13 protein-coding genes are annotated in these 15,692 nt (G+C 57.4%); 4 read left to right on the top strand and 9 right to left on the bottom strand.

Annotated features, from left to right (window positions below; all coding sequences use genetic code 11):
- Positions 1–71: 71 nt before the first annotated feature.
- The gene (locus tag HKD32_RS02720) at positions 72–1,112 is read left to right on the top strand and encodes an L-idonate 5-dehydrogenase (RefSeq protein ID WP_194257471.1); all 1,041 of its coding nucleotides are present in this window, start codon (positions 72–74) and stop codon (positions 1,110–1,112) included.
- A 3-nt stretch (positions 1,113–1,115) separates the two neighbouring features.
- On the opposite strand, the gene rodA is transcribed toward HKD32_RS02720, so the two are convergent.
- The 5 genes from rodA to HKD32_RS02695 all read right to left on the bottom strand — a co-directional run bounded on the left by rodA (position 1,116) and on the right by HKD32_RS02695 (position 6,859).
- A complete protein-coding gene (rodA, locus tag HKD32_RS02715; protein ID WP_010502676.1) occupies positions 1,116–2,303 on the bottom strand; it encodes a rod shape-determining protein RodA in 1,188 nt (395 codons plus the stop codon).
- Positions 2,300–4,225, bottom strand: coding sequence for a penicillin-binding protein 2 (gene mrdA / locus HKD32_RS02710; RefSeq protein ID WP_061931505.1), 1,926 nt, complete (start codon positions 4,223–4,225; stop codon positions 2,300–2,302). The genes rodA and mrdA overlap by 4 nt, the downstream gene beginning before the upstream one ends.
- A 65-nt stretch (positions 4,226–4,290) precedes the next feature.
- Complete coding sequence (locus HKD32_RS02705) at positions 4,291–4,857, bottom strand: hypothetical protein (protein ID WP_061931503.1); 567 nt, start codon at positions 4,855–4,857, stop codon at positions 4,291–4,293.
- A gap of 3 nt (positions 4,858–4,860) precedes the next feature.
- Positions 4,861–5,793, bottom strand: a complete 933-nt coding sequence (mreC, locus tag HKD32_RS02700; RefSeq protein ID WP_194257470.1) for a rod shape-determining protein MreC — start codon at positions 5,791–5,793, stop codon at positions 4,861–4,863.
- A gap of 16 nt (positions 5,794–5,809) precedes the next feature.
- On the bottom strand, positions 5,810–6,859 hold the full coding sequence (locus tag HKD32_RS02695; protein ID WP_007283695.1) for a rod shape-determining protein: 1,050 nt from the start codon (positions 6,857–6,859) through the stop codon (positions 5,810–5,812).
- Positions 6,860–7,156: 297 nt separating this feature from the next.
- Between HKD32_RS02695 and HKD32_RS02690 the strand changes: the two genes are divergently transcribed.
- Positions 7,157–7,414, top strand: a complete 258-nt coding sequence (locus HKD32_RS02690) for a hypothetical protein (protein ID WP_010502664.1) — start codon at positions 7,157–7,159, stop codon at positions 7,412–7,414.
- Between the two features lie 44 nt (positions 7,415–7,458).
- On the top strand, positions 7,459–7,911 hold the full coding sequence (locus HKD32_RS02685) for a hypothetical protein (protein WP_061931501.1): 453 nt from the start codon (positions 7,459–7,461) through the stop codon (positions 7,909–7,911).
- Positions 7,912–7,931: 20 nt separating this feature from the next.
- Here HKD32_RS02685 and HKD32_RS02680 read toward each other — a convergent pair whose 3' ends face one another.
- From HKD32_RS02680 to HKD32_RS02670, 3 genes are all read right to left on the bottom strand, one after another.
- Positions 7,932–8,699 carry a sulfite exporter TauE/SafE family protein gene (locus HKD32_RS02680; RefSeq protein ID WP_026017496.1) on the bottom strand — a complete coding sequence of 256 codons (768 nt, stop codon included), beginning with the start codon at positions 8,697–8,699 and terminating at the stop codon, positions 7,932–7,934.
- Positions 8,700–8,812: 113 nt separating this feature from the next.
- Positions 8,813–10,381, bottom strand: a complete 1,569-nt coding sequence (locus tag HKD32_RS02675; protein ID WP_010502658.1) for a 2-isopropylmalate synthase — start codon at positions 10,379–10,381, stop codon at positions 8,813–8,815.
- A 217-nt stretch (positions 10,382–10,598) separates the two neighbouring features.
- On the bottom strand, positions 10,599–11,444 hold the full coding sequence (locus HKD32_RS02670) for an N-acetylmuramoyl-L-alanine amidase family protein (RefSeq protein WP_228118708.1): 846 nt from the start codon (positions 11,442–11,444) through the stop codon (positions 10,599–10,601).
- Between the two features lie 546 nt (positions 11,445–11,990).
- Here HKD32_RS02670 and HKD32_RS02665 point away from each other — a divergent pair.
- Positions 11,991–14,732, top strand: coding sequence for an Rne/Rng family ribonuclease (locus tag HKD32_RS02665; protein ID WP_228118707.1), 2,742 nt, complete (start codon positions 11,991–11,993; stop codon positions 14,730–14,732).
- A gap of 79 nt (positions 14,733–14,811) precedes the next feature.
- Here HKD32_RS02665 and HKD32_RS02660 read toward each other — a convergent pair whose 3' ends face one another.
- The gene (locus HKD32_RS02660) at positions 14,812–15,654 is read right to left on the bottom strand and encodes an NmrA family NAD(P)-binding protein (RefSeq protein ID WP_061931492.1); all 843 of its coding nucleotides are present in this window, start codon (positions 15,652–15,654) and stop codon (positions 14,812–14,814) included.
- Positions 15,655–15,692 lie beyond the last annotated feature (38 nt).

Below are 15,692 nucleotides of genomic sequence, written 5' to 3'. Positions count from 1 at the left end.
GCCTTTAGCGCACAAGATCGGCCATATCTGAGGACCGTCATTTACGCTGCTCAGATGAAAGAGGCAAAGCCATGCCCGGCATTTCCGCTCCTCAGACAACCAAAGCTCTGGTTATTCATGAAAAAGGTGATCTGCGTTTGGAAACCGTTGCCGTGCCGCCACTCAAAGCAGGTCAGGCGCTCATACGTCCCGCCTGGGGTGGGATCTGCGGGTCGGACATGCATTACTTTTTGCATGGCGGTGCTGGCGCTTCCGTCCTGCGCGAACCAATGATTCTTGGCCACGAGGTTTCCGGAATTGTGGAAGCTGTCAGCCCCGACGAGACACGCTTCCGGATCGGCGAGGCTGTCGCCATTCATCCGGCTCGCCCGTGTGGGCACTGCCCCGAATGCGAGCGAGGCGCGAAGCATCTGTGCCGGAATATGCGCTTTTTTGGCAGCGCTGCATTTCTTCCCCATACGGATGGCGGTTTCCGGCGGGACATGGTTGTCGAAACATCCCAGCTTTATCCGCTGCCAGCAGGTCTGGACGTGAAACGCGCCAGCCTTGCCGAACCCTTCTCTGTCGCCCTCCATGCGATTGCGCGCGCCGGGGATGTTAAGGGCAAACGCATCATGGTTCAGGGAGCCGGCCCGATTGGCGCCCTGATTGTGGCAGGTCTCAAAGTCGCTGGCGCGTCAGAGATTGTCGCAACCGACTTGCAAGACTTTGCCCTCGACGTCGCACACAAACTCGGCGCAACCGGCACAGTCAACACTGGTCGTGACACTCATGACGCAGAGTACGAAATCGTTTTTGAGGCCACGGGCGTCATCCCTGCCCTCCCGACCGCAATCGCCCGTACACAGAAAGGCGGCACCCTCGGTCAGGTCGGGATTTTCCCACCGGGCGATGTACCAGCCCCTCTAGGACAGATTATCGCGCGGGAAATCGACTATCGAGGAACATTCCGCTTTGATGAAGAGTTCGCAGAGGCACTGAAAATCCTCGCAGACAATCCGTGGATTGCGGACGGTCTCATCACCCACAGCTTTCCGCTGGCTCAGTACAAAGACGCTTTTGACGCGTCTCTGGACCGAAAAAGCTCATCCAAAGTTCTTCTGGAACTCTGAAAATCAGTCGTCTTCGTCCTCAAATCCTGGGTCACGCTCATTGCGATGAACCCAGGCGGACATCAGAAGCCCAAAACCGAACATCATCGTCAGCATGGCCGAACCGCCATAGGAAATCAGCGGGAGCGGCACCCCACCGACTGGAATGGCGCCCATCACCATCGACAGATTGACAGCACAATACAGGAAGAAATCCATCGCAATGCCAAGCCCGAGCAGTCGCCCGAACTGATTGCGGCTCCGTATGGCAATGAGCGTTGCTCCCAACGTCAGAACCATCAGCAGACCGATGACGGCAATACCGCCCGCAAAACCCCATTCCTCACCAATCATGGTGAAAATGAAGTCCGTCTGCTTTTCCGGCAAGAAGTTCAGCTGCCCCTGACTGCCATGCAGATACCCCTCGCCCCACATGCCACCAGAACCCAAGGCAATCTTGGACTGGATGATGTTGTAGCCAGCCCCCAGAGGATCATGTTCAGGATGCAGGAAGGTATCGATGCGGGCCTTCTGGTAGTCATGCAGATGGCCATAAATGAACTTCCCCAGAAACGGGATGGGTGCCACCAGAAGAACGATCTGCCAGAGCCGCATTCCAGCCGCGAAGAACAAAGTGGCCCCGATAACGCCAATAATGGTCGCCGTTCCCAGATTTGGCTCCTTCAGAACCAGAACAACAGGCAGAAGCGTCAGGATAGCGGGAATGACGAGACGCAGCGGATTGCCCATCCGCTCGTTTCCAATCCTGTGGAACCAGGTCGCCAGCATCAGAACCAGACCGATCTTGGCAAATTCAGACGGCTGAAACTGCATTCCTGCCAGATTGATCCAGCGCTCGGCCCCCTTGCCCACATGCCCCATCCGCAGCACGAGACCAAGTAGCGCAATAGAGAGAAGATAAATCGGAACGGACACCATGCGAAGGATCCGCGGACTGACGAGCGCCACGGCAATCATCATTACAAGCCCGAAGCCGAACCGGACCATCTGCGGCCCGGCAAACGGCTTTGCCGATCCGCCTCCGGCCGAATAAAGCGCGATATAGCCAACACCAGCCAACAGACAAACCAGCAGAACATACAGCCAGTTCACCTGAAGCAACCGGGCCATGGGGCGGAAATCCGGCTCTGCCCGCAGCAGTCTCTTGTCGGACTTCAGAAAGCCGAATGCATTCACGACACCGCCTCTCATCCCTGAACAGGCTCCTTCTGCGCCACGGTCTGCCCCGTTGGCTGAGGCTGATTCGCAGGGTCTCGCGCCAAAGCTTCCATCATGATCTGCTTAGCCAAAGGTGCCGCTTCATCAGCACCAGCATTGCCATGCTCAACCACGACAGACACCGCATATCGTGGATTATCATAAGGCGCGAAGCAGATGAACAGCGCATGAGGGCGATATTCCCATGGCAGATTCATGGAATTGAAATGCCCGGACTCCCGCAACGCACGAGAGACACGCCGCACCTGCGCTGACCCGGTTTTGCCTGCCATCTGCACATCCGGTAAATCCAGCCGCGCCTTGGGAGCCGATCCATGCGGTTCGTTCACCACCGCAAACATTCCGCCCCGAATGACATCCAGATGTTCCTTCGGAACGTCCACCACCGGAACGGCGTCCAGCGATGCCAGGCTCGACATCTGATCATTCGTGGCCCGGATCAGATGAGGTTGGACATTCCTGCCCGACGCAATGCGAGACACATAAGTCGCCAACGCCAGCGGCGTCACCTGCACAAAGCCCTGCCCGATACCCGCATTGACGGTATCCCCACCGTTCCAGTGAAAACCATGCTGCTGACGCCACTCGGGTGTCGGAATCACCCCGGAGCGAACATGTGGCAGTTCGATATCCAGTTTGACACCCAGTCCCATGGCGTTACCGACTGCCTTGACCGGATCCATTCCGCATCGGCGGGCCACCTCGTAAAAATAGACGTCGCAGGAATATTTCAGGGCATCACGCATATTGACCATACCATGGCCCCAGCGGTTCCAGCAGTGGAACCGCACCCCGCCCATGTCGAAATAACCCGGACAGTTGAAGCGATCCTGCGCCGTGACCGCTCCCGCTTTCAAGGCGCCCAGTGCGACGGCAGGCTTGAACGTCGATCCCGGCGGATAAAGACCAGACACAGCCTTGTCGACCAACGGGGTGCGTGGATCATTCGCCCATTCGTTCCACTGGGCATGGCTTACGCCTGAATCGAACAGTGATGGATCAAAAGACGGCGTGCTAACCATCGCAAGGACCTCGCCATTCCGGCAATCCATCACAACGGAACTGGCCACACGGTCTCCGAGATACTCCAGAACCTTTCCTTGAAGGTCCACATCTAGCGTCAGACGTACGTCCTCGCCCTGCTGTCCCTCAACGCGATCAATTTCGCCGATCACACGACCCAGCGCGTTGACTTCCATTTCCACAGAGCCAGGATCACCGCGCAGTAAAACTTCCTGCGTCTGCTCGATCCCTGCACGCCCGACACGCATCCCGGGCAGGGAAAGCGTCGTATCCTTAGCTACATCCTCTTCATTCGGAGGCGCAACATAGCCAACAAGATGAGCGGTCAGATCCTGAAACGGATACAGTCGGGTCGACCCGACATCGACAAGAACACCCGGAAGGGATGGAGCATTCAGCTCAATCCGCGCCATGTCGTCCCAGGACAGAAACTCATGCAGCGTGACTGGCACATATTTGTGAACATGCTTCAGATCACGCTCAATCCGGGCGTGGTCGTGTTCATCCAACGGAACAATCTGCGAGAACCGATCAATCACCGCGGCAATGTCCGTCGTTTCCTCCGGCATCAGCAGCGCACGCCAACTCACCTTGTTGTCTGCAAGCGCCACTCCAAAGCGATCATGAATTGTTCCGCGTGCTGGCGCCAAAAGGCGCTTGCTGGTGCGGTTACGCTCCGCAAGCTGACGCAGATGATCGCCCTCAACTGTCTGAATATTATAAAGCCGTCGCCCCAATGCCCCAAGAACGCCCGCCTGCACGGCCATCACGACCAGCGCACGACGCGTGAAAACACCCCGCCCGGAGCGCACGGGCGCATCCTGGCGTCGTGAGCGCATCAGGGACCAAAAAGGGCGTTTTCTGGAAGACATCAGGTCTGGCGTTCAAGTCCGGAAAAAAGGCAGCATTTTGCGTGAAACACGCGAAAATTGCGCAGTCAGGCCTGATCGGGATTGGCAAACGTGCGGCGTCCCCAGACAAACAACGCAGTCAGGCTGGGATAGATACCGATTGTCAGCGCAGCCTGAAAGAGGCCCGGAGCCGGAGATAATAGCGCAAAAGCATGGATACAGACGAGAGCCCACTGAAAAAAGGATGCCAGAGCCGCAAAAAAGCTGAAAATCAGCCAGCAGGACACAAAGCCCAGACGCGACAGTCCGTATCGCCAGTGATGGGCAACGCCATAAATAACCAGCAGGGACAACAGAACGGCCCCCGGTGGGCCAAAACTGAAAATCTCAACACTCAGACCACAGAGAAAGACTGCCCAGGCTGGCATGGATCTTGGCCGGCTAAAAGCCCAGAACCAGACAGTGCATATGGCAATTCCGAACTGAAGCTCAGACTGCCCCGGGATACCAAAAGGTGCAGAAAGCAGAACGGCAACCAGCACAATGAACAGCGAAGGCATGGCCGCCCGCGCGATAATGTCCAGCCGCCGACGCAATGTCTGGCGTGGCTCCACAGCAGAGTGCAGATGGGGCGTAGAGTTTTCGGCCACCATGGCTTATTGCCCCCCCTTTCCCAAGGTCTCCGGCATTCCGGGCAGTTTTGGAAAAGGCAATCCACCTGGCAGGGAGGGTTCCTCGGAGGGACGACGGACCTTGACGCGGCCCGGAGCATCCGGGGCCTGGCCTCCGTCCTCTCCGTAATCAAACACCCGAACAATATCCAGCCGCCGCAGATCGGCATCCGGCATAACCACAGGCCGATTAGGGGCCAGATAATGCACGGTTCCAATGGGTAGCCCGGCTGGCATGGTGCTCTGACCATGTGTCTCGACCCGCTCACCTTCAACCGGATGATGATCCTGCGGGTAATAGATCAGACGTGGATTATCCGTGTCATCACCCGCCATGATGGCATCACCGTGAGAGCCAGAAAGGGTCACCGGAATACGGCTTGCATCATCATTGATCAGCAAAACACGCACAGTATGCGGGCCAATTTCCGTCACACGCCCAAGCAAACCTGCCGAATCGAGCGCCACATCCCCCGTATGCACCTGATGCCCGCTTCCAACGTCCAACAGCACAGCACGGGAATAAGGGCCACCATCATCCCGCGTCACACGGCCCGTCACGTATTGAGGAGCGCTTTCCGGTATCCAGTGCAGACTGTTTTTCAGGCGCGCATTTTCCGCTGCAAGTGCCACCGCCACGTCGTACCAATGCCGCAATGCACGGTTTTCATCGCGCAGACTGACATTTTCCTTGGCGAGATCCGTCGCCCCGCGCAAATCGACCAGCCATTCCTGAACCCGCGTCTGCGGATAGACAAGCGCCTGATACGCAGGAGCCAGAATATCCGTCGCCCTCAGACGCACCCCATCCACCACCGGTCGCCGGACCAGCCCGAGCAATACCAACGCCACCGCCAGCAGGATCAGAATTGGCAGGGCCGCTCTCGCAAGCACCTGCCGGGTATGGATGGAAAACACCGGTGAGAGTCCGGGGTCAGTACATGCTGCTCAGTACGCTGCGCAGACGACGCATTTCTTCCAGTGCGCGACCTGTTCCCAGCGCCACGCAGGAGAGAGCATTTTCGGCAACAGTGACCGGAAGGCCGGTGTAAAGACGCAGCACCTCATCAAGACGATACAGCAACGCTCCACCACCCGAGAGAACAATGCCCTTGTCCACAATATCGGCAGCCAGTTCAGGCGGGGTATTTTCAAGCGCCGTCGTCACCGCATCCACGATCTGCATGACAGGCTCTGCCAGACTTTCAGCAATCTGCGCCTGACTGACCATCACTTCACGAGGAACACCGTTGATCAGATCACGTCCCTTGATTTCCGTGATCGGTCCATCCGGGTTGGACGGATCATCCGGCATCATGGCCGCACCAAGTTCGATCTTGATGCGTTCAGCCGAGCTTTCACCGACCAGCAGATTATAGGTCTTGCGGATGTAGGAAATGATGGCTTCATCCATCTTGTCCCCGCCCACACGGGCAGAACGCGCATAGACGATGCCGCCCAGCGAAATCACCGCGACTTCCGTCGTACCACCGCCAATATCGACGATCATGCTGCCCGAAGGCTCCGTGACCGGAAGGCCAGCACCGATCGCGGCAGCCATCGGCTCCTCGATCAGCATGACTTTACGAGCGCCAGCACTTTCTGCGCTTTCCTGAATCGCGCGTCTCTCAACAGCCGTTGCCCCGGATGGAACACAGATGATGATCTGCGGGCTCGCAAAAGCCCGGCGATTATGCACCTTGCGAATGAAGTGCTTGATCATCTCTTCAGCAACTTCAAAATCCGCAATCACGCCATCACGCAGCGGACGGATCGCCGTGATGTTGCCAGGTGTTCGCCCGACCATCTGCTTGGCTTCGTTGCCAACCGCAAGAACCTGCTTTTTGCCACGCACTTCAGCAATGGCAACAACAGACGGCTCATCGAGCACAATGCCCCGGCCTTTGACGTAAACGAGCGTGTTGGCAGTGCCGAGGTCGATCGCCATGTCAGCAGACATGAGACCCAGCAGACGAGAAAACATCCAAAACTCCTGGCGCAGCTCTGCGAGCGGAGAGATCACAGAGTGTAATGCGGGGCGGGCTCCCCGCGGGTGGACTTAACGTCGCGGCCACCGTTCAGCAAGGGTTCCGTGCCGTATAATGTCATCAAACAGGAACAACTTTTCATCACGCGCTTGTCAGACACGGAAAAAAATTTTTTACAGCCTTAATCCCGCCACCCTTCAGTCACGTTTCCTACGTTACCATAATTGGGTTTCCAAACTCTTTCCCCTCTGCAGTCAGCAGAAGGAGACGGAGCATCGAACAGGACAAAACACATGACCAACATGAAGACTCCTCGCCTCATTGCCGTCCTGACCCTGTGCGGCGCAGCGCTTGCTGGCTGCGGCAATCCATACGACAGCGGCGCGCGCGCTGGATCCGGTGCCCTCATCGGCGCAGGTGCGGGCGCTGCGCTCGGAGCCATTGCTGGTGGCGGTAGCGGCGCAGCTATCGGCGCACTGGCAGGCGGTGGTACAGGCGCGGCAGTCGGCGCTGCAACAACGCCAAGCCGACGTTCACGGAACAGTTACTAAGTCTTATACAGGCTCAGTAACCATGATATCTAAGGATTTTTGATATGAGGTCCGTTATCGCCCGCCCCGCTTTCCGGGGAATGGCTCTGATTGGAGCTTTCGCGACCGTTCTGTCTCTCGGCGGCTGCCAGGGGAACTATGATCCAGGCTCCCGTGCTCTGGGCGGCGGCCTTTTAGGTGGCGGAACAGGCGCTGCAATCGGCGCTCTGGCGGGTGGTGGCCGCGGCGCGGCAATTGGCGCTCTGGCTGGTGGCGCTCTCGGTGCTGCAACAGGGGCCGTAACAACCCCAAACCGTCCGGGCTATCAGCAGGGCGGGTACCAGAACGGCTATCCCCAGCAACAGGGCAATTACCCTCAGCAGGGATACCAGCAGAACGGCCAGTATCCGACGTATCCGCAACAGCAGTATCGGTGTCCGCCCAACACGAACTGCCAGAACGGATACCCGCAGGGTTACAACAATGGTTATCCTCAGCAGAGCAACTACGGCTACTGAGGCTTAACGGTATCCGGATGTCAGATCATCCGGATACCAATGACAGCCAGAAGAATACCCAGAACCCATCTCTGTGTGTCTTCATGCAGCTTCCCTGCACACAATGTACCCAGAATGATCCCGGGAATGGATCCTACCAGAAGCGCCAGAAGAACAGCCGTATCAACGGCACCTTCAAGCCAGTGGCCGCCGCCTGCAATCAGCGTCAGCGGCACAGCATGAGCAATATCGGTTGCAACAAGCGTTCGGGTGTTTAAGCGCGGATAAAGCATCGTCAGCGCGGCCATTCCGACAGCACCCGCCCCAACCGAAGACAGCGTCACCAGCGTTCCCAGAAGAACACCCAGAAGAACCGTCAGGATTGTCTCCATCCGCTCACTCAGGGGTATGCGCCCTTCTGCCCAGCGCCTAAGTCGGGGCTTCAGAAGAATAGCCGGCGCCGTCAAAAGAAGAGCAACGCCAAGAACAATCCGGATCAACCGGGATGCCGCGTCAGACATGCCTTCGTGATGCAGGAACAGCAGGCACACCAGACCCGCAGGAATACTGCCAGCCATCTGCCAGCCCACAATCCGCCAATTCACAACCCCCATATGGCGGTTGAGCCCCGTTCCAACGATTTTCGTAATGGCGGCGTAAAGAAGATCTGTCCCAACAGCTGACTGCGGCTTGGCACCAAAAAGCAGGATCAGCAACGGCGTCATGAGGGACCCACCCCCCACTCCGGTCATACCAACCAGAAAGCCTACAAATAGACCAGATGCCGAATAAAGCCACGAATGCGGCATAGCTGTCCCTTCCAAATTTAGAAGAAGACAATATCAATCGTGATATCTTTGTCCAGATCCTTAAAGAACGATAATTATTCGTTCTTTAAGGATCTCTCATCAATCGCGAACGCTCAGAGCGCTTCAGGCTCCGTGCGCTCACGCTTGGTCAGCAGCTTGTTCAGGGCATGGATATAAGCACGCACGGCGGATACAACCGTGTCGGAATCCGCACCCTGGCCGTCTACAAGCTTGCCGTTTTCCTGCAAACGAACGGTCGTGCGGGCCTGAGCATCGGTTCCTTCCGTCACGTTTGCCACGGAAAACAGTGCCAGTTCAGCAGAGTGCGGGAAAGCTTCACCAATAGCCCGGAATGCCGCGTCAACCGGCCCATTTCCACTTACGGCCGCATACTGCGTCGCACCATCGACGCTGATTTCCAGCTTGACCTGCGCCTTCTGCTTCGTCCCCGAAGCCACTTCCAGCGAGATCAGGTGAATGCGCTCATGATCACGGCTTTCATCATCGACCAGCGCGCAGATGTCGTCATCGAACACGACCTTCTTGCTGTCAGCCAGATCCTTGAAACGCGCGAAGGCGGCGTTCAGGGCTTCTTCTTCCAGCGGCGGGTAACCAAGCTGAGCCAGCTTGTCGCGGAATGCGGCACGGCCGGAATGCTTGCCCATCACCAGTGAGCTCTTGTTCCAGCCCACGCTTTCCGGCGTCATGATCTCATAAGTGGCTGCGTTCTTCAGAACGCCGTCCTGATGGATGCCACTTTCATGCGCAAAAGCGTTCCGGCCAACGATGGCTTTGTTGGGCTGCACGTCAAAGCCCGTAATCGTTGCCAGCATCCGGGACATGCCCAGCAGCTTCGGCGTCTCGATGCCGGTCACCTTGCCGTACTGATCGTGACGCGTCCGCAGCGCCATCACGATTTCTTCCAGCGCAGCATTACCGGCACGCTCGCCAATACCGTTGATCGTGCACTCGATCTGACGCGCACCGCCTTCGACAGCAGCCAGTGTATTGGCAACGCCCAGACCCAGATCGTTGTGATTATGCGTGGAGAAAATCACCTGATCCGCACCCGGGACACGCTCACGCAGCATCGTGAAAATGCGGCGCATTTCTTCCGGTGTCGCAAAGCCTACAGTGTCCGGAATATTGATGGTGTTCGCACCATTCTTGATGGCGACTTCAACGCAGCGGCACAGGAAGTCCGGATCCGTCCGAGAACCATCTTCAGCAGACCACTCTACATCGTCCGTGTACTGACGGGCCTTCTGGTTGCCAGACGCAATGATGTCCAGAACCGTTTCCGGCTCCATTCGCAGCTTGTACTTCATGTGCAGCGGAGATGTGGAAATGAAGTTATGAATACGGGAGCGTTCAGCGCCCTTCAGGGCTTCACCGCAGGACTCAATGTCGCGTTTGCCACCGCTACGGGCCAAACCGCAGATCACAGATCCGCGTACCTGCTCGGCAATGCTACGAACGCTTTCAAAATCGTCCTTGGAAGCAACCGGGAAGCCTGCCTCAATAACATCCACTCCCAGAGCGCTCAACGCATGCGCCATGCGGAGCTTCTCTTCGAGGTTCATGGAGAAACCGGGGGACTGCTCACCGTCACGCAGCGTTGTATCGAAAATGATAACGCGGTCGTCGGAAATCGTACCGAAAGACGGATGTTGGAAAGTCATGTCTTGATCTTCTCGCTGGTCAGGAAATTTTCTGGTCTGTCATCCCCTGAACGCAACGGAACGCTGCCCGCCTAAGATATGGCGTTCAGGGGCCGATAAGTCGAAGCGAGAGGATCGAAAGAAATGTCATGGCGACGGAAAATGTCCGATTCTTTCGTTATGCGCAACCCACATGACCAAAAACTCTGCCATGCGTTCCGCCAAGGTCGGCCAAAAATCAGCCAGCCATAAGCCTGGGCTGCGCAGAAAAATATCTGTCAACAGCGGTTTTCATCGCACTCGCTACCTGCATTCGATGCACAGCCTGACGCAAAGCCGCTTCATCCAACCGGTTAGACATGAACCCCATCTCAACAAGAACAGACGGTATCTCTGCAGATTTCAGAACAACAAACGCGGCATGCCGGGACGGATGCGTCAGCAGGCCAATCCGGTTCCGGAACGCCCCGACCACACTCGATGCCATATGCGCTGACCCACGTCGGGTTTCTTCCGAAACAAGGCTGGACAGGATCTGCTGCACATCCGGGGACATCCCATGAAACGCAGGGCCACCAAAACGGTCCGCACTGTTTTCCGTTTGAGCCAAAGCCGCGGTCTGCGCATCTGATGCACCGCTGGAGAGCGTATAGACACTGGCCCCACGGACATCGCGGTCATGCAGCGCATCGGCATGCATGGAAATAAAGAGATGCGCCTGATGCTGCTGCGCCAGTTCGACACGCCCCTCTAGAGGGATAAACCGGTCTTCAGACCGTGTCATTGCGACACGGTATTGCCCCGATGCCAGAAGCTGTCTTTGAAGTTCCGTCGCGGCGGCCTCCGCAATATGTTTCTCATACGTACCGGAAATACCAATGGCGCCCGGATCTTTTCCCCCATGGCCTGGGTCCAGCATCACAAGCGGTTTTGGAGGGGCTACATTACGATGTACCGCAGGCGCATGAAGCGTTCCTCCGGTCGGGAGATGATGCGTAGAATGCTTCGTGCGGGCAGTTGCATCCAGCGGGATTGCCGCTGACAGACAGGCAAGACCTTCCAGTACCGTGCGTCGCGTCAGCATTCGTCTATCCTGCGTCTTTTCGATCGTTTCATGACCCTGAACAATACAGACACAGGACAATGTCTGAAACAAGGCGACGCACCTTTTGGAGAGCCCGCAAAAGCCCCGCTTGCCAGCAGCCCTTCTTTAAGTCATCCTGCACATCAAGGACCTGAAGAGAGCGGTCTGATCGTTTGTGGGCTTTTACCCTTTTCCCCGCAGCGCTCCCGCCTCCATTGTCCGAGCCGTGACGCCCCATCGTTTGACATGCGCCTGACATTTTCTGTGCCATGTCCTGATCGGGTTACTCCGGCAGGATTAGTTCAGTCCGGCACAGGATAACACCCTGACCGGAATGCGTTTTCATCCGGGACCAGACCATGGACCGGACGTCTGTCAGGGGTCGAATGTCACGCGACGTGATCACAGTCAGGAGCCTAGCCGGAACGGGACCAGATGCGTCCCGCGGACTGGTATTCCGACTGATGCGCCCCCTCCACCCCGTACAATCAGGTGTTCCCTCTGGCCCAAAGCGCCACACTGGAACATCGTGGAGTTCAGTTTTCCATGACCAAGCGTATGCTTATCGACACCACACACGCGGAAGAAACGCGTGTTGTGGTCATGGACGGTGACCGCGTTGAAGATTACGACGTCGAGACATCGTCCAAGAAACAGCTCAAGGGCAACATCTACCTCGCCAAGGTCATTCGCGTTGAGCCGAGCCTTCAGGCCGCTTTCGTAGAATACGGCGGAAACCGTCACGGCTTCCTCGCCTTCAGCGAAATTCATCCGGATTACTTCCAGATCCCGGTTGCAGACCGCGAAAAACTTCTGGCCCTTCAGGAAGAAGACGTTGCGTCCGAACAGCGCACTGATCTTCCGGAAAGTGAAGAAGAAACCGTCTCTGACGACACCGACGAGACCGAAAACCAGGATCGTCGCGCCCCGGAAACCGTCGGTGGTGAACACGACACCGGCGAGGAAAATGCCGCGTCCCGTCGCACGGCCCGCTTCCTGCGCAACTACAAGATCCAGGAAGTCATTCGCCGTCGTCAGGTCCTGCTCGTGCAGGTCGTGAAGGAAGAGCGTGGCAACAAGGGCGCTGCCCTGACCACCTATGTCTCCCTCGCCGGTCGCTACTGTGTCCTGATGCCGAATGCCCTGCGTGGCGGTGGCGTGTCACGCAAGATCACGTCCGACACCGATCGCCGTCGTCTGCGTGATCTGATTGCGGAACTGAACCTGCCCAAGTCGATGGCCATGATTGTCCGGACAGCCGGTGCAGGACGCCCGGGACCGGAAATCATCCGCGACTGCGAATACCTGCTCCAGTTGTGGGATGACATTCGCTCACATGCGCTGTCTTCCGTCGCGCCGACGCTGGTTTATGAAGAAGCAAGCCTCATCAAGCGCGCGATCCGCGATCTGTTCTCCAAAGACATCGAAGACATCATGGTCGACGGTGAATCTGCCTGGAAGAGTGCCCGCGAATTCATGCGCCTGCTGATGCCGCACAACGCTGGCAAGGTGAAGCTGTGGCAGAACCGCGGTCAGAGCCTCTTCGCGCGTTACAACGTTGAGGGCCATCTGGATGCGATGTTCTCGCCGACAGCACGCCTGAAGTCTGGTGGCTACCTCGTCATCAACCAGACGGAAGCACTGGTCGCCATTGACGTGAACTCCGGCAAGTCCACCTCCCAGCGCAACATCGAGGAAACCGCCCTGCGGACCAACCTCGAAGCTGCGGAAGAAGTCGCACGTCAACTCCGCCTGCGTGATCTGGCTGGTCTCGTCGTGATCGATTTCATCGACATGGAGAGCCGCCGTCACAACGCCCAGGTCGAGAAGCGCCTCAAGGACTCCCTGCGTACGGACCGCGCACGCATTCAGGTCGGGCATATTTCCCATTTCGGCCTGCTCGAAATGTCCCGTCAGCGTCTGCGTCCGTCCATCGCGGAATCCCTGCTGACGCCGTGCCCGCACTGTCAGGGCACCGGCTTTATCCGCGGCACGGAAAGTTCCGCCCTGCATGTGCTTCGCGCCATTGACGAAGAAGGCACCCGCCAGCGGGCTTCTGAAATCGAAGTCTATATCGGTTCAAGCATTGCGCTCTACATCCTGAACCACAAGCGCGACTGGCTGTCGGACATCGAGCAGCGCCATCGTATGCGTGTGATCTTCCGGACAGAAGAAGACCTGCCAGCATCCGAGATGCGCATCGAACGCCTGCGGCCGCAGACGGCCGCTGCCGCTCATGTCCCTGCTCAAGTTGCAGCGCCTCAGACGGTTCGTACGATCGAGATCATCGAAGACGAAGCTCCGACGCTTCCGCAGGCTATTATTCCAGAGGCTGCTACGGCATCTGTGCGGGCCGAAGACGTCGAGCTGGAGACCAGTGACGAGGAGGAAGGCAACAACGGCAATCGCCGCCGCCGTCGTCGTCGTCGTCGTGGTCGCCGGGATCAGTCTTCCGAGAACGAGACGATTCAGCAGAATGTTTCTGAGACCGAAGTCGAGCAGCCTTCGCAGCCTCAGGAGCAGGACAACGAAGAAACCGGGCTCATTCCGGGACGTCGCCGGACCCGCTTCAAGCGCGTTCAGAAGGAAGACGAAGCTGTTGCCGAAACCCCAGTGCCTGCACCTGCGCAGCCTGAGGCTCCCCTGCAGCAGCAGCCTCGTCAGGCACCGACGCACAACCAGCGTCGTCGCGAAGAGCGTCCGGCATTTCAGCAGCGCAGCTATGTTGGACCGACACCGGCTGATCCGTTCGGTGGCAGCTTCGACATCTTCGACGTGATTGAACAGGCAGAGATGGAACAGGCAGCCCGCCCGGTTCGCACCTCTACAGCACAGCCTACCCCGATCGTGATTGAAGCAGCTCCGATTGCTACCATCACGGAAACAGTGGCTGAGCCTGCTCCTGAAGCACAGGAAAAACCGAAGCGTGGCCGCGGTCGCCGCAACACGAAGGCGGTCAAGGCAGACATCGTGACGCCAGTTGTGGTGGAAGAGGTTGCCGTCGAGGTTCCTGCTCCGGCAGCAACTGAAGAGGCCGAAGCCAAGCCAAAGCGCACTCGCGCCCGTCGCACGACAAAAGCCGCAGCCACCAAGGCTGAGGAAGCGACAGTCGAAACGGCACCCGTTCCCGAGGAGGAGGCTCCGGCCAAGCCGAAGCGCACGCGTCGCACGACCAAGGCTACAAAAGCCAAGGCCGAAGACACGACGGGTGAAGACAATACTCTTCAGCCAATCAACATTGACGAACTTCCCCCGGCGACACGCCGCGTCGGATGGTGGAAGCGCTAAGAAACGTTTCCATAACGTCTAAAAAAAAAGCCGACCGGATACCCCTCCGGTCGGCTTTTTTGTTGCTTGTTTCCAAATCCTAAAGGTAGCGTTTCAGACAGGTGGCAAGATCTGTTGAACCGCGCCACGGGCCTGTTGGCGCCTCATAACACTGATGAACAAAAATTCCTGTCATCGTGGCATAAGATCGAGCCGCTTCAGTAGAAAAGCCATTGGCAAGGTAAGTCGCGTACCACTGATCCTGAGGAACAGCCTCAGCCCGAACAGGTCGTCCCAGAAGATCACAGAGCACTTCTGCGACCTCGTCTGGCGTGTAAGTTTTTGGACCTTCGATATGGTAGATCTCGCCCTGACCTTCTTCGGAAAGCAGAATTTGCCCTGCGAAATGCCCAACATCTTCTGGCGCCACCATCGGGAAGGCCTGAGCAGACGGCAGCAGCGTCTTCATCACCCCTGTGGCTCTGACACTCTCCAGAAGCCCAATCCAGTTCGTCATGTAATAGGCAGCCCGCACAATACAAACCGGCATATTCAGGTTAGCAACACCTTGTTCCAGTTCGTAAAGTACGCCCAGATCTCCGCAGTGCGCGCCAGGCTGGGCACCATAAGTTGAGAGTACCACCAGCTTTTCCAAACGAACGCCCTGAAGCGCTGTGAGGAGAGAACGAACTGTTCTGTGCTCCTCAACATCCGTATCACCTGACACAGCAGCAGGTGGGTTCAGAACAAATACCCTGCGCGCTGTCTGAAACAAGGCTCGTAAAGCCATTGTATCCAGTACGTCCAAAGAGACAGCTTTAAACCCCTCGCCCGCTTCCGCACGAACATGCCGACCCACAATCGTCACATCGTGACCTGCAGCCCGAACAGTCTCTGCTACAGCCCGCCCCACATGGCCTGTTCCACCCAGAATAACATCCATGCCTGCACATCCCCTTTCCTGAAAATCGCCAAAACGCA

This window comes from Gluconobacter japonicus (assembly GCF_015244665.1).
Classification (GTDB): Bacteria; Pseudomonadota; Alphaproteobacteria; order Acetobacterales; family Acetobacteraceae; genus Gluconobacter; species Gluconobacter japonicus.
This window is presented reverse-complemented; position numbering and strand designations above follow the sequence as displayed.